Origin of the sequence: Pseudosulfitobacter pseudonitzschiae (assembly GCF_900129395.1) — a bacterium.
In the GTDB taxonomy this organism is placed as follows: Bacteria; Pseudomonadota; Alphaproteobacteria; order Rhodobacterales; family Rhodobacteraceae; genus Pseudosulfitobacter; species Pseudosulfitobacter pseudonitzschiae.
This window is the reverse complement of record NZ_FQVP01000019.1, coordinates 1-24,003: the sequence shown is the minus strand read 5'-3', so window position 1 is coordinate 24,003 and position 24,003 is coordinate 1. Positions and strand designations below refer to the sequence as shown.

The following is a 24,003-nucleotide window of genomic DNA, read 5'->3' as shown; positions in this document are numbered from 1 at the left end:
AGCCCGTCCTGCGGCCTGGCGGGGCCGTGACAACCGGGTGGAGGGCGTGAATTTGGGAGGGAACCGCGCGCCTGCGCGTGGGAGGAACCGGAATTCTCGACCGGAACCGACGCCATGGGCGGCGCTTGCCGGTTTTCCCGGACCTGCCGGGATGGCAGGCGGATCAAAGGATTTGGAAACTGTCAGGGTCGAGGTGAGCGGGCGTCAGCCCGTCGATCACCGGCCCTGTCTATCGCTCAAAGCGAGACCGGCACACTGCCGGGATCACACAATTTCTATGGCTGATTTGTCATTGGGGTTCATCAACTTATCCGACAAACTCAATGCATGTGTACTGATATCCCCGCCCGGAATAATCGAAGTACTGGCTCTCATTCGCGCTTCGAAACTCATTCCAAGCAAAGCCGGAATCCTGCGGCAATGTGCAGGATTCACCATTGAGGTGGGCTGTAAGAGCGTGGGAGGCTTTGGGAAGTTCATCTCCAAAGCAAAACGCTGATATGTACGGAGCTGATTTGCTTTTACTTCCCCAAACAACCATTCCATCGCGCGACACGATAAATGCAACCGGCTTGCTGGACAGCCCGACAAACCGCAAAGCACTCGCCTGGAGTGAGCACTCGAAACGGTTTCCTATCTCGCACAGGGAATCCGTATTCCAGCCAATCCCGCTAAACTCATCTCTGAGAAGGTTGGCAGGCATAAGTAGCCACGACGCAAATACGTTGGCCTCGGTTTCTATCTTATCCCTGAAATCGTTCAGGGTATCATCGCTGTCTTCGAAACGATCCCGCAAACCCCGATGGCACATGAAGTGTCCCAACTCATGGGCATATGTGAACCGTTGACGCCGCTTGTTCTCGATTTCCGAGTTCAGCAAAATCGTCCACTTGTCGGTGTTCTTTGTTCTAACAAGACACCCTTCGAAGGAGTCATAGCTGCCTATCTTGGTTTTCAGTTCGCCGCCAAAATCGCTGTTCTGAAGTGCGCCATCAATGAGCTTTGAAATATCCAGTGGGTAAGTGTTCGGGCCGTGGTCCTGCCAGAGCCTTGTAAGGCGGTTGGCCTCCTTCATCGGAGGGCGGCTAATCGTCGTCGTCAAAACCTGAAACTATCCTCTCAATCGTACGCTTGTCATTCTCAGACAGCTTATGGAATTTTCTGAAAAAGGCATCCTCGATTTGTCGGTCAGAAGGCTCGTCTTGCGTATCGTCCAAGAAGAACTCTGGCGACGCCCCAAAATGATTTGCGATTTTTAGCAACAACTCAGCGGACGGCTTGGCATTCTTCTTGTTTTCGAGTTGCCAGACATATGCCTTTGAAGACCCAAGGACCGTCGCCAGCTCCTCCTGCGTCATGTTCTTGGATGTTCGGATTTTTCTGAGCTTTTCGCCAAATTTTTCTGACATGCACGATTCTCTCTGTTCGCGGGTTGACAGAAGTATAGCGATCACTATATCTGATCTCAAGTGTAGTACTAGCTATACTTATGTAAACCAAAATGGAGAACGGAAAGATGGCTGACAGAAAAGTTACCGCGTCGGGAAAAGACAAGGACGGCGACATCACCAAGCTTTGCAAATCGGGCGAGGCATGGTCCCCACGGCTGAAGGCTGACGCGATCCGCGATATCGAAAACGGCACGCACACCTACTACGTCCAGCAGGCTGGCACGTCCCGTGTCGACATCACCGTGGTGAACGGAACGACCGGCAAATACCTCCGCTCGACCGCCGATAAGTCGTCGAGCAACAACTTGGACAATCTCCCTGATTGCTAAGGCTATGCCCCTACAACATCAGGGCTCGCAGATAGCATCTACCTCTGCGGGTCCGTTTTAACCTGGCATCCTAGAATGTCATAAAAAGAAGGATTTTATCCCATGCCACAGGATCATCAGATCACCTGTATTATTCCAGACGGTGCGGACTCTGACCGGCGTATTGACAGCATCGGCGGAGCCACTGGTTCCAAGAGTGGTGGTCCTTGGTGCATTAAGCTCGATGTTGCCATCAAAGGTATCGAAGATGGCACTTGGCGCTTCTGGACCAGCGTCAATGGCAACTCGGTCTGGGTCATCATCGCTACGCGGAATGGGAAGAAATATCTGAAAACCGAGGCCGATGGAGCCGAACCGAATAACCTCCTGAGTCTGCCGCGCTGCAAATAGGCCTTGGGGTGCGCAACACCCAAGTGCCTGGCCTATCTCAACCCTAACCGGCTCAGGACACCACGCCTGCTTTCTTGACCAATCAACAGCCGTTTCTCGAATTCAACATTCGACGGCAGGCTTACCAGGGTCAGACGCCACAGCGTCTTGTCGTGCGGCCAGCTCGGCGGTCGCCAGTCCTGACGTTCCACTCCGACGATCTCCATGCAGTCTGGAAAGTGCAGCCACGGAACCTGCTCGCCACTGGGAGAGTCGCCAACCTGCTCCTGTGGGGCATCGAGGAACGTGAACCCATCTGCCTCCGTCCCGTCCAAAAAAAGGAACCGCGCGGTTTCTTCCTCACCTGGGCAAAGCCCGCTCACGGCAACCCAGTCACCGCAGGTCGGGGCCTTCACGGCGTCCAGAACAACGCGCCATTTCTTCATCTTGGCCATCCCTCCGCAAACGTCTTTCACCGTTCTCTGTCTCTGTCGCGATCTCGGCCCTGCCCGCGCTCGGACGCATTATCACGCCCGCGCCCGAGAATGTCATCCCGCCGCCCTTGGTCACGGCCCTCGCCATCACGGGCGACGATGTCCCGCTCGACGGCGGCGGCATCACGTTCCAGCCCGATATCACGCCCACGCCCAAGGATGGCGTTCAGACGCTCCCGATCAGGATCATCCGGCGTAGCGCGTTCACGCCCGACATCCGGCGCTTGTACCTCCGCCCGATCAACGTCGCGCCCCAACACTGCCGCCCGGCGCGCGTCCATATCGCCCCGCTCGGCACCAGCCTGCGGCCTCTCGACCTCGCCCATAACTCTCTCCTTGATCCGTGACATCGCCGCTTCAGCGCGGCCCCAAAGCTGATCCAGCCGCTCGCGCGCGGTGGCAATGAAGGCGCGCCCCCGCTCCATCAGCTCAAGCCGCAATTCCAGCTGCCGCCAGCCCAACTCCAGGCGCTGTGCATTGCGCGCCTGCGTCGCGCGGAAGGCGTCGCCGCGCTCGGTGACAATCCCGCGCTTCTCCTGGGCATTGGCCGATGGGCCGATTTTTGGCTCGGGCTCCCGGCTGAGCTCGACCACCTTCTTCTCGTGCTCAAGCGCCAGCTCTTCCTGCCCGCCCCCGCGCGCCCGCTCGACCTGTTGCTCGGCCTCAGTGCGCTGAAGATCAAGGGACCGGTGGTCAATCCGCTCCGACCGCCCTGCCCGCTCAAGGGCCGTGTTTGCATCCCGCGCCCAGGCTTCGCGCCAGCCCATCAGCAGATCCGGCGCATTCCAGCTGCGATCCTTCTTCCCGAACCCCTCGCCGGTTAACTCACGCATCGTCAGCATGACATGCGCATGGGGCTGACCTTGGCCATCACGGGCCTTGCCCTCGTGAACGGCCACGTCCGCGATCATGCCGCGATCGACAAATTCGCGCTGAACAAAACCACGCAACAGTTCCAGGCGCTCCCCGCGATCGAGCTCGCGGGGAAGAGCCACTTCGATCTCGCGGGCAAGCTGGGCATCGCGCCGCTTCTCGACCGCCTCGACCGCATTCCAGAGCTGGTCGCGATCGCACATCCAGTCGGGGGCGTTCTCGGGGGCCATGATCTCGGAATGCACGACCCCGCCCTTGCGGCTGTAGTCATGCTCCAACCCCTGCCGCTCATCCCGCAGCCGCCCAGCCGTCCGGTAGGCGGCGGCTGCGACAGATGAACGGCCCCCTGCCCGGCTGATCACTTTTGCACTGAGATGGTAGATCGCCACGCTTGGGACGCCTCTCTTCAAAACAGGGTCCAGCGCCTGGTTGCGCTGGTCGGGAGCGCGAGGGTGAAACCCTCGTCCAGGCGGCATTGCCGCCTTGGGGGAAGCCGTCCGGCGCGGGGGGTTTACCCCCCATGAGGACGCGCACGTTGTCGAAGACAATGTATAAGCGCGCATTTATCACTTTTCAAGCTATCAATCCGTCCCTACAGTCGCCCCTGTTATTCCCGAGGTTGCCCCATGTCCCAAAGCCGCCATCCCGACGCCCGGATCGAAGAGCTGACCGCGAAGAAAGCCCAGCTCGACGCTCAGATCGCCGCACTCGATGCAAGGCGGCGTCTCGCGCAGAAGAAAGACGAAGACCGCCTCAAATGGCTCCTGGGCACTTTGGTCTTCGACCGTTTGAGCGCCGAACCTGCTCTTCAGAGCATCGTGCGGCGCGACCTGCCAGACCGCCTGACCCAGCGGGACCGCGACCGGGGGCTCTGGCAGATTCTGTTTCCTGACACGCAAGAGGACCGGTCATGAGTTTTGTTTTGGAAGCCCGCCACTGGGTGATCATGATCGGCGCTGTGATCCTGGCCGCTGCCGCCATGATCCTCGCTCCGCAAGCGGTCGCGATCTACCCGATGACCACCTATGCCTTCCCGATCATCGCCGTGGCCACCATCTTCGACACCCTCGGGACTACCGCAGAGCGCCTGAGGTGGTCCCTGAAGCTCCTCGCATGGGTCTGCCTATGTGCTGCCGCCCTCACCGCTCTGACACCCCTCAGAGGACCGCTCAGCGACATACTGGCAACTATCCAGGCATGGACGGGCGCTGGCTGGCCCCTCCCCCGTGCCATTTGGGAGGGACTCAAGGGGCTGGCGCGGTATTCTGATCCTCAGAAACAGGCCATGGCGATCTCCTTCGCGCTCGGGGCCTTTGGCGTGGCTGTCGCCGTCAGCACCCCGCTGGTGGCGATCTTCAATCCGCGCATTGGCCGCAACCGCAAATCCCGCACCGGCCCATGGCAAGCGGGATGGATGGACCCGCGTGACGTGGCCCAGCTGAAGCGCAACAAGACCGGCCTGCCCCTCGCCCTGCACAAGGGCAAGCTCCTGCGCTACGTCAAGAACGGTGCGAAGGGATGGCGCGGCGGGCATCACCTCGTTGTCTCCGGCACACGCGGCGGCAAGGGCGTCAGCGCCGTGATCCCGGCGATCCTCGACCACCAGGGGCCGGTCGTCGTCCTGGACATCAAGGGCGAAAATTTCGCCGTCACGCGCCGCCACCGGGAAGAGCTCGGGCGCAAGGTGGCCGTCCTCAACCCCTTCGGCCTCGTCGAGGATGGAAAGGATCAGTTCAACCCGCTCGACTACATCCGCCCCCATGAGCTGGCGCGCGACGTGGCCCTGGTTGCAGACGGTCTGGTCAAACCGGAACAAGGCGATGGGGCGCATTTCTCGGAAATGGCCCGCCAGCTGGTCGCGGCGGCGATCGAAGTGATCGTGACCCAGGAAGAACCCAACCGGCGCAATCTGATCGCCGTCGCCGATCTGCTTCTGACAGCAAACCTTGACGGCACGCTTGAGGCCTGGGCCGAAAACGCCGACCTTGTTGGCCACCGCCCTGCCCAGACTGCTGCCACGATCCTGCGCGCAGGTGACAGAGAACGAGGGTCGATTCAGACGGCGGTCTCGAAAGCCTTCGAGTGGATGCAGTCCGACAACATGCGCCACTTTCTGGCCGGGTCCAGCTTCCGCATGGATGATCTTCTCGATGATCAGGTCGATCTGTTCATCGTGGTGCCGCTTGACCAGGTGGACAAGCAAGCGATTTTCATGCGCCTGTTCATCAACCTTGTCCTGGGCACGGTCGTGCGTCAGGACGGGCGGCGCAAGGTCAAGGCCCCGATCCTGCTGGTTCTCGATGAATTCGTGCGTATGGGCCGCATGGAGCAGATTATGAACATCGCCAACGTTGCCGCTGGGGCCGGTGTCGAAGCGCTGTTCGTTACCCAGGATACTGGTCAGGTCGAAAAGGCCTATGGGCCAAACGATGCCCGTTCGATCTTTGGCTCCTGCATCACCAAGCGCGTCTTCAACCTCAACGATATCGAAACCGCTGAATGGGCAGCGCGCCACCTCGGAGAAAACACTGTCTATTCTCAGCAAATTCGAGAGGGAAAGGCCCCCAACGAGGGTCGTGACTTTTCCTACTCGGAGCAACGTCAAAAGCTCATGACGGCTGAACAAATCACTGGCATGAAGGCAGACGATCTGCTGCTGTTGGTAGGCAACCGGAACCCGCTCAAGGCAAAGCAAAATGTGTATTTCAAGAGCAAGCTCTACCGGGGAAGGTTTGACCAGAACCCCCTGAGTTGAAAGTTGTGCGTTGGAATTTTGTTAAAGGTTTCGCGTTCTGAGGGAGTTAAATAGAGTTATAATAGAGTTACACCTTGGAAAATGTCCAACAACACCTTGAAACGAATAGTGTTTTCCAGAAGGCCGGTGTGTGAAATGACGAAGCTTGGTGTGTGAAATGACGAATCTGGGTGTGTGAAATGACGATAGGTTAGCAAAGTTATCCACAGGCCGTTGGTGTGTGAAATGACGACTCTTGACGATCGGTGTGTGAAATGACGATAGTGAGTCATGGTGTGTGAAATGACGAATCGTGAGCTGAGCAGAGGGTGTGTGAAATGACGAATGCACGCTCCCCGCTCCTGCCGGACCGGCATCCGCAAAAAGACCTGTTCGTTTGCGACATTGTGGATGCGGTGCCGAAGGGCGACATGGCCTCGATGGAACATCCTGTGTTTACCCTCTCGACCAAGCCGGACATGAAACCGCGACGCTACCAGAATGGTGATAATTCGATTGAGGTCTCACCGTCACGCTACGGGCTGGCCACAGTCCATGACCGTGACGTGCTGATCTACTGTATCAGTCAGTGCATGGCTGCGCTCAATGAAGGCCGCAAAGTCAACCGGTCGATGCGGTTCAAGGCTCATGATTTGCTGGTGGCGACGAACCGTCAGACCTCGGGCCAAGGCTACCAGCTCTTGAAGGATGCGCTGCGACGTCTGCAAGGCACGCAGATCGAGACGAATATCCGCCAAGGTGGCAAGGAATATTTTAAAGTGTTCGGCCTGATCGAGTCCGCGGAAATCGTTCGGGAGACACGTGACGGTCGGATGCAGGATGTCGAGATCACACTGTCGGATTGGGTGTTTGATGCGATCGAGAACAATCATGTTCTGACATTGAACAAGCAGTATTTTTTCCTCCGAAAACCGCTTGAACGGCGACTCTATGAACTGGCCCGTAAGCATTGCGGCGCACAACCCAAGTGGAAGTGTGGGCTCGAACTCTTGCGCGACAAGTGCGGGTCGGGCTCAACCACGAAAGAATTCAGGCGATTGATTTCGAAGATCATCGAAGATGACGCGGTACACGACCATCTTCCCGACTACACCATGAGCATCGAAAGCGATAATGTTGTCTTTCGCCCCAAGGGGGCTGAGGCGGTGATCGCCCCCTCCTTCCTAGCGTTGCGGTTCAGAAAACCAGATACACATGATGAGGCGCGGCGTCTTGCGCCCGGGTGGGACGTGTACGTGCTGGAAAACGAGTGGCGGTCATGGGTGCATGACAAGGCTATCGACGTGAAGGATGCCGATAAGCACTTTCTGGCCTTCTGCAATAAGCGAGGCGCATACCAGAATTAAAACGCACAAATGTGGGTTTGTGGCTTTACGCTTTCCCACTAATGTGGTGAGGTGGACTCATGATCATATCTTTCCTGAACCAAAAAGGCGGCGTCGGCAAAACCACCCTATCGGTGAACGTGGCGGGCTGTCTGGCACGCCAAGGCCACCGGGTGCTTCTGATCGACGCTGACAAGCAAGGCTCGGCCACAACATGGGCAAGTCTGCGCGAAGATGCGCCCTTCCAGGTTGTCAGCATGGCACGGGCCAACATGGCGCGGGACGCGCTAAAGCTTGCCCAAGACTATACTCACACCATCATCGACGGCCCGCCGCACGCGGAGGAGATTGCCCGATCTTGTATTGTTGCATCGGACTTTGTGGCGTTGCCCATCGAACCGTCCGGTCTCTCGACGTGGGCATCTGACCTGACAGTGCGTCAAGTCAAAGAAGCGCAGGAATTCAAGCCTTCCCTCAAATGTGGGTTTGTGGTTTCCCGCAAAATAGGGAAAACTGTCATAGGGCGAGATATTCGCAACATGGCTGCCGAGGCGGGTTTGCCAATCCTAGCAAGTGAGATCGAGCAACGGGTGGCCTTCGCTGAAGGTATGACCATGGGGCAAACGATTTTCGAGTGGGCTGGCGATAGCAATGCGGCCCGCGAGATCAACCAACTAACGAAAGAGATTGAGCGGTATGTCGAAGAAGACATTTTCGGCGGCTCCGAAGCCGAAGCAGCAGCCAACGGATGACCAAATCCTCGCGTTTGAACGTGGTGGAGCAGGGCATGACACAACACGGGCAGACAAGCCGGTCGCGAAGACCATGCCGGATGAGCCGACCAAGCGCCTGAGCCTTGATCTTCCGGCGAGCCTGCACACGCGATTCAAAACGGCGTGCAGTGCGACGGATCGGAAAATGGTAGGTGAACTCCAAGCCTTCATTGAACAGCGCACGCAAGAATTGGAAGAGGATGCGGGCATAACCCGCAAATGAACAAAAGCACAAATGTGGGTTTGTGTGAAATATTGCGCAGGCGGGATTTGTGGCTTAAAAACAAAGGGGAGGGCGGCGGCGCAAGAAACGTCACCGCATGATGAGAATGCATGCAGAGCTGAGAACGAGAGAAGCCCTTGGGCCATTCGGCCCAGTCGAGGAAAAGAACGCACCAGACGTGTTGTACACGGCGGGTGATACCGCGCTTTTGACCGAAGGCTCGCGCGTGGCGATTGTCGGCTCAAGAAAAGCCACCCCGGACGGCATCAAACGAGCACAGGCTGTCACTCGTGCCTTGGTGCAGCAGGGTATCATTGTCGTCAGCGGCCTAGCCGAAGGCATCGACACAGTGGCGCATAGAACTGCGATAGAAGAGGGCGGGCGCACTATAGCTGTGCTCGGCACGCCCTTATCCAAGGCGTACCCGGCCACGAATGCCGGTCTACTTGAAGAGATCAAGCGTGATCACCTAGCGATTTCCCAGTTTCCCGAAGGTTATCCAGGCAAGAGCGAGAATTTCCCGCGCCGCAACCGGACGATGGCGCTCATCTGCGATGCAACCATCGTGATCGAAGCAAGCGAGAAGAGCGGGACCCGCCACCAGGGATGGGAAGCTATCCGGCTTGGCCGCGATCTCTACCTGCTTGAGAACGTCGCAACCAATCCGAACCTAACTTGGCCGAAGCAGCTCATCGAGTACGGAGCACAAATCCTGCGCCGTGAAGACCTACCCGATATCTTGCTCGATATTCCGAACTACACTGCTGGGGGCGTTCGTGCCTTCGAGCTATGAGTATGGCACCTTCGCCAACTATTCCCCACGCGGTAGCTCGGAGCTGTCTGTAACCTCCCGAAAAGCCTGTGGCGCGATCAAGGCTGGCCGGGTCAATGTCATCGCCTCGACCGTTCCGCACCTGCAAGACTCGAAGGCGGACGCTCTGCGGCCTTTTCTCGGGCCTGATGTCACCTTGGTGCCGGTACCGCGCTCGGCGCCACTCCCCGATGGGGCGCTTTGGCCTGCCAAGGTGATCTGCGACGTGTTGCACGAGCACGGGTTCGGCCAAGATGTACAAACCTATCTGAAAAGAACGAGGGCTATACCGCGTTCGTCAAATTCACCGGCGGCGGAAAGACCACTTGTCCCTATTCACCTGGAAAGCATCGAGGCAGAGAGACCATTCTTCGTGCCGAACAAGATCACCATCGTGGATGATGTTCTGACCATGGGACGGACAAGCTTTGCTTGCGCGGAACTCATTCGGGCTGTCTGCCCGGACGCAGAAATTCGTATTTTTGCAATGATCCGGACGCAAGGCCTGCAAGAAGACATTGAGAAAATTGTTGATCCGGCCATAGGCACCATCATTGGCTACCCATCCGGCAAGACCCACCGTGACCCATAAATGAAAAGATGTGGGTTTGTGGGTATGTGGCGGAAATGGGAATTGAGTTATAAAGACAAATTACGAAAGATGATCACAGACTGACTGACAATAGGCATAGATGCTGAATAACCATAAACAATTCCTGGCATGGAGACGGCAGGTCTTTGTCCGCAATCCACATCGAGATCTGAATGCTCTTTACACTGGGCTTAAGCAGAGAAGCGGCGTTTACTTGATCGGCTGCGCGGAGGAGATTGTCTACATAGGGCAGTCATGGGACCTGACGGAGCGACCAATTGATAGCTTGGGCCGTTTCTACCACCGTGTTTCTGACGTCTCACTGCCGTGGTCTCTCGCTCTGGCACCCTGCCCACCTGACGAGATGCACGAAAGGGAAAGCACGGCCATCCGTTCCTTCGCCCCGAAGTTCAACACATCAATCCCAAGCATCCCTGCGAGCGAGGGACGGATGCCAGAGATTATCGGCTACGCTGCTGTCTTTCAGGATCAGCTCAGTGCAGGCGGGGCTTTTGACGAGAAAAACCTTCGTCGGCAAATGGAGCGCGCAGCTGAAAACCCTTCACCACCTTGGCGGCAGGGAAAACAACGGAGGAAAACCGGGAAGCGCGAGCCGAGGCCCGAGTTGCAGCCGCTTGATCCTCCAACGCAGCTGACGGGAGACTCGCTTCGAGAAGCGTGGCAGCGCTACGGCGTCCCGTCTGATGGAGCTTTGATCTATCCGATCAATCTCTGCGATGATGGCTCAGTCGTGACCCGTGACGGAGAGATTATCGGTACATGGTCGATGGACCAGTACGAAGCACCTTCGTTTACGCCAGACGATGCGATTATTCCCTTATTCGAAGCACCTTTGGTCGGCCTTCTATGCATGCGCATACGCGAATGGCACGAAAGCAAAACTGGCGAGAAGCTATAGAGCTATGGCTACGCCCCCGCTCTGTTCACAACCATCTCCATGAAGCAACAGACAGGAAATTCAGTAATGAAACCGCAGTTGTGCAATCTCTAGGCTCTGGCCGTCGCCAGTACCACTAACCCGGTAGACCATTCGATCTTCCTGAGAAATCCGCCGTGACCACCAGCCGGTCAGATCTCCCTTCAAAGGTTCCGGCTTGCCGGTTCCTTTGAAGGGGGTCCGCTTGCATTGCTTGATCAGCTCGTTGATCCGGTCACGTACCTTGTCGTTGGTGCTGACCCAGTACTGATAATCTTCCCAGGCCTGATCGGAAAAAACCAGCTTCACTCGGTAAGCTCACGCTCTTCGCCAGTTCCAGCATCGAGTTGCGCGATTGACGCGCGCAAGCGGGATGCGTTTTTCGGTGTGGACAAGAGGTGCAGCGTCTCGTTGACGGCGTTCCAGGTTTCCAAGGATACAACCACGACGGACTCACCTTTTTTGCGCGTCACAACAATTTCCTGCTTGTCGTGGATCGCTCGATCCATGACGCCCTTCAGTTGAGCTCGTGCGTCTGAGTAGGTCATAACATCCATGTCGACTCTCCTTTGCTCCCCTCTATATGTACAATATTAAGTACAAGTAAAGGGATGGTACGAAGGCGGCAGTCAATTTCATGGAGAATTTACGAAAGAGAAAGGGCTCACATGGATGACATCGTTACCCGCCCCGCAGAGGAAATTTCTCGCGAGGAACTTTACGAACTGGTCTGGCAGACCCCCATGAGCAAGCTTGGTGCCCAACTCGCGACGAACGGGCCAGGCTTGGCCGCTCTTTGTCGAAAGCGCCAAATTCCTACGCCACCCTTGGGCTACTGGCAGAAAAAGGCCGTTGGCCGTGCTCCTGAAATGCCTCCTTTGCCGTCATTCGAACCGCCCCAAAAGACCTCCCCTTCAATCAAGTCAGCGCGGGGCAGTGGTAAACCGCAAGTACCTGCGTCCGTCCCATCTCGCGACGCTGAGTCCGTTGCGGAACTACCACCCTTCGATGAAGACGACGAAAGCCTTGACCATATGCGAGCGCTGCACCCGAAGGTGAAGGCATGGGTCGCAGAGCACCGTCAGCTACAGGAGAGCCGTCGAGCGGAAAACCGGCAACGGTCGCGCGACTTTTGGGGAGGATCACTTCCTCATATCAGCGACCTCACTGCGCGTGACCGATATCGCTTCAGGGTGACAAGCACCCTGTTTCGCGCGATCGAGAAGCAAGGGGGACAAATCGGCGAAGCCAAGCTTACAGGCAAGGTGACGTTCCTTGTCAGCGATCAAGAGCTCAAGTGCGTAATCGCTGAGAAAATGTCGAGGGCGACAAAGATCATGGAGGGGGCAGGGAAGTGGACGGCCTTTCCTCATCACCACCAAACAGGCCTTGTTTCCTCTGGTTTCCTGCGCGTGAGGTTCGACACTTATGTCAATGGTCGTAGTCGCGACTGGATTGAAACGTCCAAGAAGAAAATGGCGATTATCCTGCCCGATATCGTTAGCGCGATTATCGCGGCAGGGCCACTTTTGGCAGAGGCCGCGCGAGAGCGTGAGGAGCGACATCGCCGCTATGAGCAAGAGCAAGCAGAACGTCGTGAGCGCCAAAGACAACAAGAGATTGATCACAGGCGTTGGAGCCGGTTTCAGGACCATGCTGAAAACTGGCGGGAGCGCGATCGGCTTTTGGCATTCATCGAAGAGCTGCGCCGCCGTCTGCAAATTGAGGGGGATGCCGACATTGAAGGTAGACCCCTCAGCGACTGGATCGTCTGGGCCGAAGAGCGAACACATGCGCTCGATCCGTTCCAGAATGGTCTGAAAGGGTTTTTTGAGGCGATAAGCTCTGACTGATTTTGGTGTTTGCAACTTTCATGCGAGCTTTACATTAAAAGCTCGCATGGGCACCCAAGCTGAAAACTCAATAAAATAAGGAGAAAGTGCCCCATCTCGCAACATGCTACTTTCATCATGCAAGGTTTGTGGGTATTCTGTTCATATAACCTCGCAAGGATTGCCCGTGAAAGCTGCCGCCCAGACCACCTGGAACAAGGGCCGTGTGGTGGGCAAGAAACCCCCGCTGACGCCCGACCAGGTATCCCTGATCCGGATGATCCTGCGCCAGGAGAAAGCCTTGCGTGACCTGGCGCTGTTCAACGTGGCCCTCGATACCAGTTTCCGAGGATCGGATCTGGTGCGCCTTCGGGTTTCGGATGTGGCCACACCGGCAGGCGTGCGCGAGATCGTCGAAATCCGGCAGAAGAAAACCGAGACGCGCAATGCGCGTCCGGTCCAGGCGCGGCTTTCCTCGGGCACGCGCGACAGCTTGCGCGCCTATCTCACCGCATCTGAAAAGCCGCTGCACAGCTGGTTGTTCACGGGGCAGGGGGCAAGGTGGTCCCACACCCACCTCAGCGAAAGCCAGCTCTGGCGGTTGTTTAGGTCTTGGTTGGAAAAGGCGCGCCTCGATCCCAGCCTCTACGGCCTGCATTCGCTGCGTCGGACCTTCCCAACCCATATCTATCAGCAAACCGGCAACTTGCGCGCAGCTCAGTTGTTGCTCGGTCATGCCAGCATCGAAAGTACCAAGGAATACATCGGCACCGAACAGGCCGAAGCCTTGGAAATTGCGCGCAAGTATCACTTGTGACGGCCATGCAGACCTATCTTGAGAAACGCGAGCCTGCGCAGAAAATGGCCCGGTTCTACCGGATGGCGGTCATGCCGAACTTGTTTGGCGAATGGACGCTCTACCGCGAATGGGGCCGCATAGGGCAGGGCGGTCAGGTTCGGATGGATTGGTTCGAGGACGAGAACCAGGCTGTCGCGGCGCTGGTCACACTGGAAGCCTCCAAGCGTCAGCGAGGCTACTGGATGGAGCCTCAGCAGCTCGCGATGTTCAGATGATAGCGTGACGGACACGCACAAGCCTCTTGACTGGCCAGCAACGCCGCCCGCATGTCCTTAGGACATGCGGGCGGCGTTGCTGCTTTTTAGCTGAGTAAATCTCGTCATTGTAGTGCGGCTGAAAAGTATAGTAATTATACCATTTTCAACATATATTGCCCTTCATGAAGTTCGAGTATGACCCCGACAAAAGCGCCGCAAACCGTGAAAAGCACGGGATCGACTTTGATGAGGCCCAGGCTCTCTGGGATGATCCTTATCTGATCGAGGCCCCTGCCAACGTCACGGATGAGCCACGCTTTCTGGCGGTTGGCATGATCGGGGCCAGACACTGGACAGCTGTCTACACATACCGGAGCGACCGGGTGCGGATCATCTCCGTGCGCCGCGCTCGAAAGCAGGAGATTGACCACTATGAAGGCGACTGAATTCGACGAACGGTTTGAGGCGGGCGAAGACATGTCCGCCCATGTCGACTGGACAAAGGCGCGCCGCCTCAATGTCGAGGCTAAGCGGGTAAACGTGGATTTCCCGACCTGGGTCGTCGCAGGCCTGGACCGGCAGGCCCAGAAGCTCGGCATCACCCGTCAGGCATTGATCAAGATGTGGATCGCTGAACGCCTAGAGTGAGGTGCGCGCTGGCCCGATCGCGCCCGGCATTTTGCCAAATAAATCAATACGCCCTTGGATAAAGCTTTGCCTGCTGACATGAATAAACCATGAGCCTAATCAAGTCGAAAAAACGCGTAGCCGATCATGGCGAAGTATTCACTCCGGAATGGATGGTGGATGCTATGCTTGATCTGGTGAAAGAAGAGTCGGAACGGATCGACTCGCGGTTTCTAGAACCAGCCTGCGGCAGCGGCAATTTCCTTGTAAAAGTGCTGAAGCGGAAGTTGTGCGCAGTCGAATTGAAATTCGGGAAATCCGAATTTGAAAAGCGGCAATACGCGCTGCTTGCCCTTATGTGCGCTTACGGGATTGAGCTTCTGGAAGACAACATTATCGAATGCCGCGCCAACATGCTCGAAGTGCTGGCCGATTACCTGCGGATCGACGAGACCGACGATCTGTACAGGGCCGCTTCCCATGTGCTGTCTCTGAATCTGATCCAGGGCGATGCCCTGTCGATGAAGGGGTATGACGGCGCGCCGATCACCTTTTCCGAGTGGGGCTATCTGGGCAAGGGCAAGTTCCAGCGGCGGGATTTTAGGCTAGACGTGCTGACAGGCTCGTCAGCGTTCAGCGCCGAAGGAACGTTGTTTTCTCACCTCGGCAAGCATGAGATTTTCACGCCCACGAAGACTTACCCGCCGATGACCGTTCGTGATCTGGCCGCACGGGGCGACAACCCGCAGGAGGCCGCATGAATATTGAAGAGGGCTTTGCCCTACGCGGGCGCAACCCGGATGTCCTGACCTGTATCGCGAACCTGTCGAACGATGAGGTGTTCACCCCGCCAGAATTCGCCAACCGGATGCTGGACACCGTGGCGGCAGCTTGGGCGGCAGATCATGATGGCGCAGATATCTGGGCTGACCAAACTGTCAAATTCCTCGATCCCTTCACAAAGTCAGGTGTGTTCCTGCGGGAAATCACAAAACGACTAATCATGGGGTTGGAAAGCGAGATTCCGAACCTTCAGGAGCGGGTGGACCACATCCTGACCCAGCAAGTCTTTGGCATTGGAACCACCCAACTAACAAGCTTGATGGCGCGGCGCAGCGTCTATTGCTCGAAGTTCGCTAACGGAAAACACTCCGTGACGCGCCGGTTCAACAGCGAGACCGGAAACATCTGGTTCGAGCGGACAGAGCACACTTGGACCGCGCAAGACAAATGCAAATACTGCGGGGCCAGTAAGGCGACGCTGGACCGGGGCGAAGACCGCGAATCCCACGCGTATGCGTTCATACACACAGACAACATCAAGACTCGGATCGCCGAGCTGTTTGGAGGCGACATGCAATTCGATGTAATCATAGGTAATCCGCCATATCAGTTGGATGATGGCGGTCACGGGACAAGCGCTGCTCCAATCTATCAGAAGTTTGTTGAGCAAGCCAAAAATCTTGAACCACGCTATTTGACCATGGTTATCCCGTCTCGATGGTTTTCAGGTGGAAAGGGCTTGGATGACTTCCGAGAATCCATGCTCTCAGATAATCGTCTTCGGTCCATCGACGATTTTCTAAGCGCTGCAGACGTATTCCCAGGGGTCGGTTTGAAAGGGGGCGTGTGCTATTTCCTTTGGAGCAATAATAATCCAGGCCCATGTCGAGTATCCACTAACTTTAAGGATTGGCCGGTTTCAACGGCAACTAGGCCTTTGCTGGAATCTGGAGCAGATGTATTCATCCGCTTCAATGAAGGGGTTTCTATTCTTCACAAAGTATTGGAGGTTGAAACCGGTCAAGACGCTGTGCTCTCGCTGCCAGAGGACAAAAGGTTCGACAGATTGGTCAGCTCTAGAAAGCCTTTTGGACTGGAAACAACGTTTAAGGGAAAGAAGACCGGCGACACAGATGATGTGAAAATTTATCAGAACGGCGGTACTGGATACGTTGCACGAAGCAACATCCCAAACGGATTGCAGTACATCGACAAATGGAAAGTTTATACTGGGCGAGCTGCACCGGGAACGGGAAATCGTGACACCTACCCTCATCGTATTATCAGCACACCATTTATTGGTGAGCCAGCAACAATTTCGTCCGAAACTTATTTATGTATTGGGCCATTGGAAACAAAGGATGAGGCTGAAAGCGTTCTATCCTACTTGTCCTGCCGATTGACCCGGTTTCTCATCCTCTTGCACAAGCCATCACAGGATACCACGCGCAAAGTCTACACCTTCGTACCGACACAGGATTGGACGAAAATTTGGACAGATCAGGACCTCTACGCGAAGTATGATCTGTCAGACGATGAAATTGCTTTCATTGAGAAAATCGTCCGCCCCATGGATTTGGTAGGTAACCTGTTTGGTGAAGTAGCTGTTGAAGACGGTGACGATGCATAAGCCCACCATCGACGACATCCTCTCCCCAAAGCCGGAGGCGCGGCCCCGCATTTATGCTTATTCCATCGCGGATGGGGCTCATGAAGGCCTGCTGAAGGTTGGTCAGACAACACGGGATGTAAAGCGGCGGGTAGCAGAACAGCTACGCACGGCAGCGATCACTAATTTCCGGATCGAGCTGGACGAACCCGCTGAACGCGATGATGGCACCATCTTTACCGATCACGAGGTGCGCGCCGCGCTGATCCGTAAGGGGATCGAGAACACAAGCCTGGAATGGATGCGCTGCACCCTGGCCGATGTCCATACTGTGCTGACAGAGCTGCGTACCGGCCTGCGGTTCAGTGGCACGCACCATCAAACCTTCCCCATGCGTAGAGAACAGGCAGAGGCCGTCAGGCAAACCCACGCCTACTATCATTCCCGCTGGGAAGAGGACATGCACGCCGTTCCACGCTTCTTGTGGAACGCCAAAATGCGCTTCGGAAAGACCTTCACCTCATATCAGCTCGCCAAGAAGATGGGGGCGAAACGCGTCTTGGTGGTAACCTTCAAGCCAGCCGTCGAAGACGCTTGGCAAAGCGATCTGGAAAACCACGCGGATTTTGACGGCTGGCAGTATCTGTCAGTCAAAACCGGCGGCGACCCGACACAGATCGACCGGAACAAACCGGTCGTCTATTTCGGCTCGTTTCAGGACCTTCTGGGCCGCGATGCACGCGGCAACATCAAGGCCAAGAACGAATGGCTCCACACCGAAAACTGGGACCTGGTGGTCTTTGATGAATACCATTTCGGCGCATGGCGCGAGACAGCGAAAGAGTTGTTCGCAGGGGAAGAAGATGAGATCGCCCGCGAGGAAGCCCGGCTTGAAGACGCCAAAAAGCTGAAGGACCGGATCGCGGACCTGCAAGAGCCGCTGGAGCCTGAAACCGAGTTTCTGCCGATCACGACAAAGGCTTATCTCTATCTTTCAGGGACGCCATTCAAGGCCCTGTCCACGGGCGAATTCATCGAAGAGCAGATTTTCAACTGGACCTACACCGACGAGCAACGCGCAAAAGCTGCCTTCGCAGCCGCTCACCCAGATCAGTGGAACCCTTACGGTTCCCTGCCGCAGATGAGGCTATTGACCTATCAGATGCCCGACGAGTTGCTGGCCATTGCCAGCGCCGGAGAGTTTGACGAGTTCGATCTGAACGAGTTCTTTGCCGCCACGGGGACCGGAAGCAAAGCGCAGTTCAAGCACAAGAGTGACGTTCAAAAATGGCTGGACATCATCCGAGGGCAGTATGCACCAGGCGCGGTAGATAGCCTGAAGACTGGAACGCGACCACCGTTCCCCTATTCTGACGTGAGGCTTTTGCCCTACCTGCAACACTCGTTCTGGTTTTTGCCAAACGTGGCCGCCTGTCATGCAATGGAAAACCTACTGACAGAGCGCCAGAACACGTTCTGGCATGAGTACAAGGTCATCAGCGCCGCCGGCGCGAGCGCCGGGATCGGGCTTGAGGCTCTTCCTCCCGTGCGACGCGCGATCGGAAGTGGCTTTGATAGCAAGAGCATAACCCTGTCGTGCGGTAAGCTGACTACGGGTGTCACGGTCAAGCAGTGGTCCTCCATCCTCATGCTGCGAAACCTGAAATCTCCCGAGACATATTTTCAGGCGGCATTCCGGGTGCAGTCGCCCTGGTCCATCAAGAACCCCAACGGGGACAACCCGCATGAAGAAGAAATCCTGAAGCCCGTGTGCTTCATGTTCGACTTCGCGCCAACGCGTGCCCTGCGGCAGTTGTCGGAATATGGGATCGGCTTATCACCCAACGAAGCGAATCCAGAGAACGCGGTGAAAGAGCTTGTGTCGTTTCTGCCGGTGCTCGCCTATGACGGCGCGAATATGTACCAGGTTGACGCGGGCGGTATCCTCGACATCGCAATGGCGGGAACATCTGCGACACTGCTGGCCCGGAAATGGGAAAGCGCCCTGCTGGTCAACGTGGATAACGAAACCCTTCGCAAGATCATGGATAACCCTGAAGCGATGGCCGCTGTTGAACGCATCGAAGGCTGGCGTGCCTTGGGCGACAACGTCATTGAGACCATTATCAACAAGAGCGAGAAGGTCAAAGACCTGAAGGCAAAGGCCAAAGAGCGCGACCTGACCCCAAAAGAAAAGAAAGAGCTCTCCGCTGAAGAGAAGGAATACAAGTCCGCTCGAAAGTTGGTCCAGGAAAAACTGATCAAGTTTGCCACTCGTATTCCTGCGTTCATGTACCTGACCGATTTCCGTGAAAACACCCTTCAGGATGTGATCACCAAGCTCGAACCCGAGCTATTTCGGACGGTCACCGGCCTGACAGTCCAAGATTTTCATCTCCTGGTTCGACTTAAAGTATTCAACACAGAACAGATGAATCAGGCGGTCTTCGCCTTCCGCCGATACGAAGATGCGTCATTGAATTACACTGGGATTGATAGTCATGAAGGCCTATCGAGTTATGGCCTGTACAATACCGTTGTCGCCCGAGAATAAGGGTTAATCGCTACGATTTTTAGCATGGTTGGCCGTGTATACAGCCAGTTTAGGTGATCTTATGGAAGTTCTATTTTCAACAACTCTCAAGCCCATGGCCGACTTCGAAGTGGGAGAAATTGGTCTCTGCAACTTTGGCAGAGGGGCTGAACTGGCCATGCTTGTTATCAAACTCGATGACGATCTTGGTTTCGTTACAATGCATGACCAAGGCGATGACCTATTCAGTATTCACTATGTGGAGCACAGACCTGACCTCTGCCTCTCGTATGGCCAGAACTGGAAGCTGGTGCTCGACCCCACTGGGGATATCCAAATGGGAGGCTATGCCTCACCTGAAATTGGCGACATCATCATGTGGAACGGTGCCTATGGCTTATGCGCATTTCAGTCCCGGGGGCCCATGAAGAGCAAAGTCAACTGTCCGCTGACAGGCACCAAGCCTGACAGGTCACCCATCGAAGCAGTATTTAGGACATGGAAAATTGTCCTCAACGAGAATGATCCTGAGACTGGCCTCGCGCCCGTGATCTTCCGTCATCCCGCCAAGCAGGTTTCGCAACCTTGATGAAAACATCAGAAAAAAGAGAACGGAAACCTTTGAAGGTATCGCAGTTGTCACTGAAGTGGCTGCACAAACATCTGCCAGTAAGTTTCTGCCGCACCCTCAAACGTCAACTTCTGGTCTCTGTTTTGGCCGAAGTGTGCCATCCCCATACTCCGCAGATACAGGGTTTGCTCATCGGCCTCGACGGTTAGGTTCTCATTGAACCCGTTGGTGTCTGCATTTTCGGTCGCTGTGTAAGCAATGCCCCCCATATGCCGCCCCCCCATGAATACGGTACAGCGGCTCGCAGCCTGACCGTTATGGTAGGCAACAGCGCTGAAGCGATTTGCGTCAAGCCTGCGGAAAGACCCGTCAATCTCGGGATTACGAACAGACAATTCAGAAAGCGAGTTCTCGAAATATTTTGCCATGAAATCAAACGCCTCAGTCTGGAATGCATCACGATCACGATCCGTGAACGTTTTGGCCACCCGAAGATTACTTGACCGGATCACTTGATCCGGTGTCGATCTGTTGACTGACTGCGTATTCTGTATGTTGCTGGGTGCCGCAGACGGCCTGGTGACCGCTTGTGAATTACCTATGCGCTTTGCTGCTGCCTGAACGGCTTCGGCGACGAGACGGAATGCATGGTCGATATCCGGCCATTGCGTGACCGGACGGCCGTCCGTTGGCGTGGCCATCAACTTGCCGAAGGGTGCGCCATGCCAGAGGCAATCGCGCAAAATGACCGGGATCACGATGGCCTCTCCCGCCTTGTGCCGTTCCAGCGCACGGGTCATCTCGATCTCATAGCAATAGTCAGAGTTTAGAAAATCTGGGCTTACCAGCAGTAGGATGATCTCATCGGCTTCAATGTGCGCGTCGATCTCACCGGCGAAGTCCTGCCCAGCCTCAATACGGCGGTCGTGCCAGGTCTCTATCAGGCCTTGACGCTGAAGGATTCTAAGCTGGCGTTCTAGCTGGTCTCGTAGTGCTTCGTCAGCGTGGCAGTAGGAAAAGAAAACAGTCGTCATGTAAATCCATCATTGAAAATCAGTGAAAATTATTGCGCGCCAAGATTTGTCGCTCGGTACCTTCACGCCCTATTAGGGAGGCCATCTTCTGAGCCTTCTCGTATCCTTCGGGCAGCTTCGCGACCTCTGCCCTCAGTTTATGACGCTCCAGATGCTGGACGTTTGGCATGAGAAGCGTTCGATCTCGCACCACGACGCCCGTCACGACGACCGGCGCATTAATCTGTCCGATTTCCTTTGACGCTTTGAAGCTGTGACCATGGTGGGCAAGCCGCTCCTTGATCGCATGGATCAGCACCCCGGGAACGCTTTGCCCAGAAACTGTTATGTCATCGACATACACGCTAACCTGGCATCCGGCATCACGGGTCAGCTGATCAATCTCGTCCCACATGTCAGCGTAGGCCCAAAAGGCCAGCGATGGGCTGGCAGGGCTTCCGGCTGGCAGAACCCCGTTCAGCGTTGTGAGATCAAGGAGGACCTTCACTACGTCGGGAGGGCACCCGAGATATTTGCCAAAGAACCATGCTACCTTGCTGGCTGTGCAGCTCGGATAGAAATCTTCGATGTCGAGAAGATGGAACGCCGCTGCACCGCGATGCCGTGCGGCATTGTCGATGTTCGAGCGACCGCGCACTGGCGACATCAGGTAGTCCGGAGTTTCCACCCGCAGCAGCAACTCTCCGATCCGCCGTTGAATACGCTTCAGATCGCCCCGTGGTGCAAGGACAGGACGGAATGTTCCGTCTTTTTTCTTCTTGCGCAGAGGCTTGTAGAGATCGGGTGCGGCCTTCAACTCGGCAAACTTCTCGGAACTGGTCTGTAATAGTTTGAACAACTTTTTGCGTGTGCTGCACCGATAGAGGGCACATTGATCGAGGGCATAGGACTTGTCGCGGCGCTTCGTCATGATGACGCTCGCTTCCGCTCGATCATCCTCAGAAAATCAAGTATCTTGTCAGCGACAACCCCACGCGCTTTCTCGATAGCGCCCGGCGTCGTGCCTTCTGTCAGTTTCTCGTCAAAAAACCAGATCGAACTGACTGGCAGATCAAACTCTTCGGCGTATCGTGCAACGATTTCCTGACTTGGCACTTTCCGGCATCGTTCGATATCAGAAAGGTGCGATTGGGAAATATCGAGGCGTTCCGCCAACTCGTTCTGTTTCAGGTCATGGAAGACCCGGATCAATCTCAGTGCTTCACCTAACATTCTCGGTCCTCCTTTCGCCAAAATGCGAACATTAAGGGTCGCGCGGTTAGTCGCCGGACAACCGGGACAGCCATTCGATGAGGTCAAAGAGTTTCCCCATCCCCCAGGCTACCCAGAATGCGCCCTTTAACAGGCGAGACTTCCACGTCGGCTTGCGCTTCCGTTTTGTCTCGCGTGTCCCACGCTGGCTGGTCTCGTCGGTGTCGTAAGCCATGTTATGGCCTCCTCTGCTGGCCCTGCCGCAGGATTGCGGAAGGGTGTCGCCACCAGCGCGAGGAACGGAGAGACCGTCCTTATCCCTTATGCTGGCCCCCCGGGGTCGCCCGGGGGGCCGCCGCCCCGCCGCCGCCACAGGGGCCGCTTGGGGGGTAGGCGTCAGAGGGAACTAGCCCCTCCACGGATCGGTGAACCGACCCTAAGTACAGCGATTTTATTCCGAACCGAACCGAAGCCCGGCATACCGATAAAACATAGATAGGATCTTCTTTGTGCGATACAAGATCGCTAAGAGCGATTTTTTATCCTATCTCAAGGGGGCACTCTATCACTATACGACTTCAGGTGTCTGGGCATTCATGCCCGTCGGCGCGAAGCGCCGGGCCTGTCGGCGGGTAGCCTTCAGGTTGCCCGCCGACAGGTCACCCTAAAACCGCCTGCGACCAAGATCGCGCCATAACGCAAAAAGGCCCCCGCCTGCTGACGGGGGCCTCGATCATTTTGGTGGTGCGGGCTGCTACTCTGCGGCCATCCGGTCGGCCCGCGCGGTTCGGTCCATGATGTAGTCCACCGCCTTCTGCGCCTCGGACGCGGCGCGGAAAATCGCGCGGCTGTCTTCCTTCATCGCTTCCAGCCATCCTTCGACATAGGCCGCACTCTGGTCGAATTCAGGCTCCACCCCGATCTGCGCGCAAAGCATGCAGTTGCCGATTTCCGCGACCAGCTCCTCGAACGCGTAGGCTTTGCGATCATTGAACCGGCCCAAGCGGTCCAACCGCTTTGTTGCGCCTGTCCAGTGGGTCAGCTCATGCGCCAAGGTGCCGTAATATCCTGCAGCCCTGTGAAACGTCGCGATCGGCGGCATGTGGATGCGGTCAGTCTTGATGTTGTAATAGGCGCGCGGCTCCTCGGTGCTGTCGATCTGCGCGTCACTCGCGGCAAAGAACGCTTCCAACGCGGGATCGGCCAAGGTGCCAAGATCGCGCGGCGGATCGGGCAGGATGTAAAATTCAGCGGGTAGGCCCTCGATCTGATCGGCGTTGAACACGCGGTAGGCTTTGGCATAGGGGATCTGGCGCTCCTCGCCGTTCTCGTCCTCGCGCTCGACGGTGCCGTATTTCACAACGGTGGCGGATTTCTCACCTTTTCGGACATGACCCCCAAGCTGCTTGGCCTGATTGAACGTCATCCAGCGGGCTGAACTGTAGTCCTTGGCCATCGCTGTCGCCCAAAGCATCAGGATATTGATGCCCCTATAAGCTTCGCCGTTGAACCGTTCCGGCAAGCTGACCGATGCCCCGCCACCGGTCCACGGCTTGCGCCAGGGCGGCGTTCCGGCCTCGATCTGCGCGATGATCTGATTTGTGACATGGGAATAAACGTCAAACTTCTCTGCGGTCATTTGTGACCCTCCTTCGCGTGACGCGGTCCGGGTCTGCTCCCCTTTCCGCCAATGGGCGGGCCTTCCTGTTCTGGTCTTTGGAATGCCCATGCATTCCGAAGGGCAGAGCAGGTAAGGGCAAAGCCCGTCCTGCGGCCTGGCGGGGCCGTGACAACCGGGTGGAGGGCGTGAATTTGGGAGGGAACCGCGCGCCTGC

General features: G+C 56.4%; 30 protein-coding genes. 19 read left to right on the top strand and 11 right to left on the bottom strand.

The window, feature by feature from the left end; all coding sequences use genetic code 11:
- Positions 1-307 precede the first annotated feature (307 nt).
- Positions 308-1,075: an ImmA/IrrE family metallo-endopeptidase gene (locus BUC08_RS23695; RefSeq protein WP_073194614.1), complete on the bottom strand. Its 768-nt coding sequence runs from the start codon at positions 1,073-1,075 to the stop codon at positions 308-310.
- A gap of 10 nt (positions 1,076-1,085) precedes the next feature.
- Positions 1,086-1,409 carry a helix-turn-helix domain-containing protein gene (locus BUC08_RS23690; protein ID WP_037931678.1) on the bottom strand — a complete coding sequence of 108 codons (324 nt, stop codon included), beginning with the start codon at positions 1,407-1,409 and terminating at the stop codon, positions 1,086-1,088.
- 107 nt (positions 1,410-1,516) lie between these two features.
- On the opposite strand from BUC08_RS23690, the gene BUC08_RS23685 reads away from it, so the two are divergent.
- Positions 1,517-1,780, top strand: a complete 264-nt coding sequence (locus tag BUC08_RS23685) for a DUF3892 domain-containing protein (RefSeq protein ID WP_037931675.1) — start codon at positions 1,517-1,519, stop codon at positions 1,778-1,780.
- Positions 1,781-1,882: 102 nt separating this feature from the next.
- The gene (locus BUC08_RS23680; protein ID WP_037275356.1) at positions 1,883-2,170 is read left to right on the top strand and encodes a DUF3892 domain-containing protein; all 288 of its coding nucleotides are present in this window, start codon (positions 1,883-1,885) and stop codon (positions 2,168-2,170) included.
- Between the two features lie 32 nt (positions 2,171-2,202).
- Here BUC08_RS23680 and BUC08_RS23675 read toward each other — a convergent pair whose 3' ends face one another.
- Both BUC08_RS23675 and mobQ read right to left on the bottom strand, forming a co-directional pair.
- On the bottom strand, positions 2,203-2,595 hold the full coding sequence (locus tag BUC08_RS23675; RefSeq protein WP_143186820.1) for a hypothetical protein: 393 nt from the start codon (positions 2,593-2,595) through the stop codon (positions 2,203-2,205).
- Between the two features lie 26 nt (positions 2,596-2,621).
- The gene (mobQ, locus tag BUC08_RS23670; RefSeq protein ID WP_200796239.1) at positions 2,622-3,926 is read right to left on the bottom strand and encodes a MobQ family relaxase; all 1,305 of its coding nucleotides are present in this window, start codon (positions 3,924-3,926) and stop codon (positions 2,622-2,624) included.
- Between the two features lie 216 nt (positions 3,927-4,142).
- On the opposite strand from mobQ, the gene BUC08_RS23665 reads away from it, so the two are divergent.
- From BUC08_RS23665 to BUC08_RS25065, 8 genes are all read left to right on the top strand, one after another.
- Positions 4,143-4,430, top strand: a complete 288-nt coding sequence (locus tag BUC08_RS23665) for a hypothetical protein (protein WP_037931669.1) — start codon at positions 4,143-4,145, stop codon at positions 4,428-4,430.
- Positions 4,427-6,271 (top strand): type IV secretory system conjugative DNA transfer family protein, encoded by a 1,845-nt coding sequence (locus BUC08_RS23660; RefSeq protein ID WP_051694707.1) that lies wholly within the window; start codon positions 4,427-4,429, stop codon positions 6,269-6,271. The genes BUC08_RS23665 and BUC08_RS23660 overlap by 4 nt, the downstream gene beginning before the upstream one ends.
- Before the next feature lie 317 nt (positions 6,272-6,588).
- Positions 6,589-7,617, top strand: coding sequence for a replication initiator protein A (locus BUC08_RS23655; protein WP_037931660.1), 1,029 nt, complete (start codon positions 6,589-6,591; stop codon positions 7,615-7,617).
- Positions 7,618-7,676: 59 nt separating this feature from the next.
- Positions 7,677-8,348: a ParA family partition ATPase gene (parA, locus tag BUC08_RS23650; protein ID WP_037931658.1), complete on the top strand. Its 672-nt coding sequence runs from the start codon at positions 7,677-7,679 to the stop codon at positions 8,346-8,348.
- Positions 8,293-8,592 (top strand): hypothetical protein, encoded by a 300-nt coding sequence (locus tag BUC08_RS24490; protein ID WP_132953151.1) that lies wholly within the window; start codon positions 8,293-8,295, stop codon positions 8,590-8,592. Before parA ends, BUC08_RS24490 begins: the two co-directional genes overlap by 56 nt.
- A gap of 97 nt (positions 8,593-8,689) precedes the next feature.
- A complete protein-coding gene (locus tag BUC08_RS23645; protein WP_224769591.1) occupies positions 8,690-9,385 on the top strand; it encodes a DNA-processing protein DprA in 696 nt (231 codons plus the stop codon).
- Positions 9,369-9,995 carry a phosphoribosyltransferase gene (locus BUC08_RS23640; protein ID WP_234973794.1) on the top strand — a complete coding sequence of 209 codons (627 nt, stop codon included), beginning with the start codon at positions 9,369-9,371 and terminating at the stop codon, positions 9,993-9,995. Before BUC08_RS23645 ends, BUC08_RS23640 begins: the two co-directional genes overlap by 17 nt.
- Positions 9,996-10,446: 451 nt before the next feature.
- Positions 10,447-10,914 (top strand): hypothetical protein, encoded by a 468-nt coding sequence (locus BUC08_RS25065; RefSeq protein ID WP_156024904.1) that lies wholly within the window; start codon positions 10,447-10,449, stop codon positions 10,912-10,914.
- Between the two features lie 60 nt (positions 10,915-10,974).
- Here BUC08_RS25065 and BUC08_RS23630 read toward each other — a convergent pair whose 3' ends face one another.
- Positions 10,975-11,241, bottom strand: coding sequence for a Txe/YoeB family addiction module toxin (locus tag BUC08_RS23630; protein WP_037931654.1), 267 nt, complete (start codon positions 11,239-11,241; stop codon positions 10,975-10,977).
- On the bottom strand, positions 11,238-11,489 hold the full coding sequence (locus BUC08_RS23625) for a type II toxin-antitoxin system Phd/YefM family antitoxin (protein WP_037931651.1): 252 nt from the start codon (positions 11,487-11,489) through the stop codon (positions 11,238-11,240). The genes BUC08_RS23630 and BUC08_RS23625 overlap by 4 nt, the downstream gene beginning before the upstream one ends.
- Positions 11,490-11,600: 111 nt before the next feature.
- Here BUC08_RS23625 and BUC08_RS23620 point away from each other — a divergent pair, with 111 nt between their 5' ends.
- From BUC08_RS23620 to BUC08_RS23580, 9 genes are all read left to right on the top strand, one after another.
- Entirely contained in the window at positions 11,601-12,785 is a 1,185-nt protein-coding gene (locus BUC08_RS23620) for a hypothetical protein (protein ID WP_037931648.1), read from the top strand.
- Positions 12,786-12,951: 166 nt separating this feature from the next.
- Positions 12,952-13,581, top strand: a complete 630-nt coding sequence (locus BUC08_RS23615) for a tyrosine-type recombinase/integrase (RefSeq protein WP_051694706.1) — start codon at positions 12,952-12,954, stop codon at positions 13,579-13,581.
- Between the two features lie 5 nt (positions 13,582-13,586).
- On the top strand, positions 13,587-13,838 hold the full coding sequence (locus BUC08_RS23610) for a WGR domain-containing protein (protein ID WP_037931687.1): 252 nt from the start codon (positions 13,587-13,589) through the stop codon (positions 13,836-13,838).
- 164 nt (positions 13,839-14,002) lie between these two features.
- Positions 14,003-14,266 carry a BrnT family toxin gene (locus BUC08_RS23605; protein ID WP_037931641.1) on the top strand — a complete coding sequence of 88 codons (264 nt, stop codon included), beginning with the start codon at positions 14,003-14,005 and terminating at the stop codon, positions 14,264-14,266.
- Positions 14,253-14,468 (top strand): type II toxin-antitoxin system BrnA family antitoxin, encoded by a 216-nt coding sequence (gene brnA / locus BUC08_RS23600; RefSeq protein ID WP_037931637.1) that lies wholly within the window; start codon positions 14,253-14,255, stop codon positions 14,466-14,468. Before BUC08_RS23605 ends, brnA begins: the two co-directional genes overlap by 14 nt.
- Positions 14,469-14,557: 89 nt before the next feature.
- The gene (locus BUC08_RS23595) at positions 14,558-15,208 is read left to right on the top strand and encodes an N-6 DNA methylase (protein ID WP_037931635.1); all 651 of its coding nucleotides are present in this window, start codon (positions 14,558-14,560) and stop codon (positions 15,206-15,208) included.
- The gene (locus tag BUC08_RS23590) at positions 15,205-16,860 is read left to right on the top strand and encodes an Eco57I restriction-modification methylase domain-containing protein (protein ID WP_037931631.1); all 1,656 of its coding nucleotides are present in this window, start codon (positions 15,205-15,207) and stop codon (positions 16,858-16,860) included. Before BUC08_RS23595 ends, BUC08_RS23590 begins: the two co-directional genes overlap by 4 nt.
- Positions 16,853-19,393, top strand: coding sequence for a DEAD/DEAH box helicase family protein (locus BUC08_RS23585; protein ID WP_037931628.1), 2,541 nt, complete (start codon positions 16,853-16,855; stop codon positions 19,391-19,393). Before BUC08_RS23590 ends, BUC08_RS23585 begins: the two co-directional genes overlap by 8 nt.
- Positions 19,394-19,454: 61 nt before the next feature.
- The gene (locus tag BUC08_RS23580) at positions 19,455-19,961 is read left to right on the top strand and encodes a hypothetical protein (protein ID WP_073194611.1); all 507 of its coding nucleotides are present in this window, start codon (positions 19,455-19,457) and stop codon (positions 19,959-19,961) included.
- A 50-nt stretch (positions 19,962-20,011) separates the two neighbouring features.
- Here the strand turns inward: BUC08_RS23580 and BUC08_RS23575 are convergent, their stop codons facing one another.
- The 5 genes from BUC08_RS23575 to BUC08_RS23560 all read right to left on the bottom strand — a co-directional run bounded on the left by BUC08_RS23575 (position 20,012) and on the right by BUC08_RS23560 (position 23,807).
- Positions 20,012-20,977 carry a toll/interleukin-1 receptor domain-containing protein gene (locus BUC08_RS23575; protein WP_037931625.1) on the bottom strand — a complete coding sequence of 322 codons (966 nt, stop codon included), beginning with the start codon at positions 20,975-20,977 and terminating at the stop codon, positions 20,012-20,014.
- Positions 20,978-20,996: 19 nt separating this feature from the next.
- Positions 20,997-21,887 carry a reverse transcriptase family protein gene (locus BUC08_RS23570; protein WP_037931623.1) on the bottom strand — a complete coding sequence of 297 codons (891 nt, stop codon included), beginning with the start codon at positions 21,885-21,887 and terminating at the stop codon, positions 20,997-20,999.
- Positions 21,884-22,189 carry a helix-turn-helix transcriptional regulator gene (locus tag BUC08_RS23565; protein ID WP_037240913.1) on the bottom strand — a complete coding sequence of 102 codons (306 nt, stop codon included), beginning with the start codon at positions 22,187-22,189 and terminating at the stop codon, positions 21,884-21,886. Before BUC08_RS23565 ends, BUC08_RS23570 begins: the two co-directional genes overlap by 4 nt.
- Before the next feature lie 46 nt (positions 22,190-22,235).
- Positions 22,236-22,403, bottom strand: a complete 168-nt coding sequence (locus BUC08_RS24720) for a hypothetical protein (protein WP_156024903.1) — start codon at positions 22,401-22,403, stop codon at positions 22,236-22,238.
- 519 nt (positions 22,404-22,922) lie between these two features.
- Entirely contained in the window at positions 22,923-23,807 is an 885-nt protein-coding gene (locus tag BUC08_RS23560) for an ArdC family protein (protein ID WP_073194608.1), read from the bottom strand.
- Positions 23,808-24,003 lie beyond the last annotated feature (196 nt).

What these genes read in the sequence shown, in the direction of transcription:
- BUC08_RS23610 (WP_037931687.1), top strand. Translation starts at nt 13,587, where the DNA reads ATGCAGACCTATCTTGAGAAACGCGAGCCTGCGCAGAAAATGGCCCGG.
- BUC08_RS23565 (WP_037240913.1), bottom strand. Translation starts at nt 22,189, where the DNA reads ATGTTAGGTGAAGCACTGAGATTGATCCGGGTCTTCCATGACCTGAAA.
- BUC08_RS23620 (WP_037931648.1), top strand. Translation starts at nt 11,601, where the DNA reads ATGGATGACATCGTTACCCGCCCCGCAGAGGAAATTTCTCGCGAGGAA.
- BUC08_RS23660 (WP_051694707.1), top strand. Translation starts at nt 4,427, where the DNA reads ATGAGTTTTGTTTTGGAAGCCCGCCACTGGGTGATCATGATCGGCGCT.
- BUC08_RS23570 (WP_037931623.1), bottom strand. Translation starts at nt 21,887, where the DNA reads ATGACGAAGCGCCGCGACAAGTCCTATGCCCTCGATCAATGTGCCCTC.
- BUC08_RS23645 (WP_224769591.1), top strand. Translation starts at nt 8,690, where the DNA reads ATGATGAGAATGCATGCAGAGCTGAGAACGAGAGAAGCCCTTGGGCCA.
- BUC08_RS23665 (WP_037931669.1), top strand. Translation starts at nt 4,143, where the DNA reads ATGTCCCAAAGCCGCCATCCCGACGCCCGGATCGAAGAGCTGACCGCG.
- BUC08_RS23625 (WP_037931651.1), bottom strand. Translation starts at nt 11,489, where the DNA reads ATGGATGTTATGACCTACTCAGACGCACGAGCTCAACTGAAGGGCGTC.
- BUC08_RS23675 (WP_143186820.1), bottom strand. Translation starts at nt 2,595, where the DNA reads ATGAAGAAATGGCGCGTTGTTCTGGACGCCGTGAAGGCCCCGACCTGC.
- brnA (WP_037931637.1), top strand. Translation starts at nt 14,253, where the DNA reads ATGAAGGCGACTGAATTCGACGAACGGTTTGAGGCGGGCGAAGACATG.
- BUC08_RS23590 (WP_037931631.1), top strand. Translation starts at nt 15,205, where the DNA reads ATGAATATTGAAGAGGGCTTTGCCCTACGCGGGCGCAACCCGGATGTC.
- BUC08_RS24490 (WP_132953151.1), top strand. Translation starts at nt 8,293, where the DNA reads ATGTCGAAGAAGACATTTTCGGCGGCTCCGAAGCCGAAGCAGCAGCCA.
- BUC08_RS23605 (WP_037931641.1), top strand. Translation starts at nt 14,003, where the DNA reads ATGAAGTTCGAGTATGACCCCGACAAAAGCGCCGCAAACCGTGAAAAG.
- BUC08_RS23560 (WP_073194608.1), bottom strand. Translation starts at nt 23,807, where the DNA reads ATGACCGCAGAGAAGTTTGACGTTTATTCCCATGTCACAAATCAGATC.
- BUC08_RS23680 (WP_037275356.1), top strand. Translation starts at nt 1,883, where the DNA reads ATGCCACAGGATCATCAGATCACCTGTATTATTCCAGACGGTGCGGAC.
- BUC08_RS23580 (WP_073194611.1), top strand. Translation starts at nt 19,455, where the DNA reads ATGGAAGTTCTATTTTCAACAACTCTCAAGCCCATGGCCGACTTCGAA.
- BUC08_RS23685 (WP_037931675.1), top strand. Translation starts at nt 1,517, where the DNA reads ATGGCTGACAGAAAAGTTACCGCGTCGGGAAAAGACAAGGACGGCGAC.
- BUC08_RS23575 (WP_037931625.1), bottom strand. Translation starts at nt 20,977, where the DNA reads ATGACGACTGTTTTCTTTTCCTACTGCCACGCTGACGAAGCACTACGA.
- BUC08_RS24720 (WP_156024903.1), bottom strand. Translation starts at nt 22,403, where the DNA reads ATGGCTTACGACACCGACGAGACCAGCCAGCGTGGGACACGCGAGACA.
- BUC08_RS25065 (WP_156024904.1), top strand. Translation starts at nt 10,447, where the DNA reads ATGCCAGAGATTATCGGCTACGCTGCTGTCTTTCAGGATCAGCTCAGT.
- BUC08_RS23595 (WP_037931635.1), top strand. Translation starts at nt 14,558, where the DNA reads ATGAGCCTAATCAAGTCGAAAAAACGCGTAGCCGATCATGGCGAAGTA.
- parA (WP_037931658.1), top strand. Translation starts at nt 7,677, where the DNA reads ATGATCATATCTTTCCTGAACCAAAAAGGCGGCGTCGGCAAAACCACC.
- BUC08_RS23585 (WP_037931628.1), top strand. Translation starts at nt 16,853, where the DNA reads ATGCATAAGCCCACCATCGACGACATCCTCTCCCCAAAGCCGGAGGCG.
- BUC08_RS23690 (WP_037931678.1), bottom strand. Translation starts at nt 1,409, where the DNA reads ATGTCAGAAAAATTTGGCGAAAAGCTCAGAAAAATCCGAACATCCAAG.
- BUC08_RS23655 (WP_037931660.1), top strand. Translation starts at nt 6,589, where the DNA reads ATGACGAATGCACGCTCCCCGCTCCTGCCGGACCGGCATCCGCAAAAA.
- BUC08_RS23695 (WP_073194614.1), bottom strand. Translation starts at nt 1,075, where the DNA reads ATGAAGGAGGCCAACCGCCTTACAAGGCTCTGGCAGGACCACGGCCCG.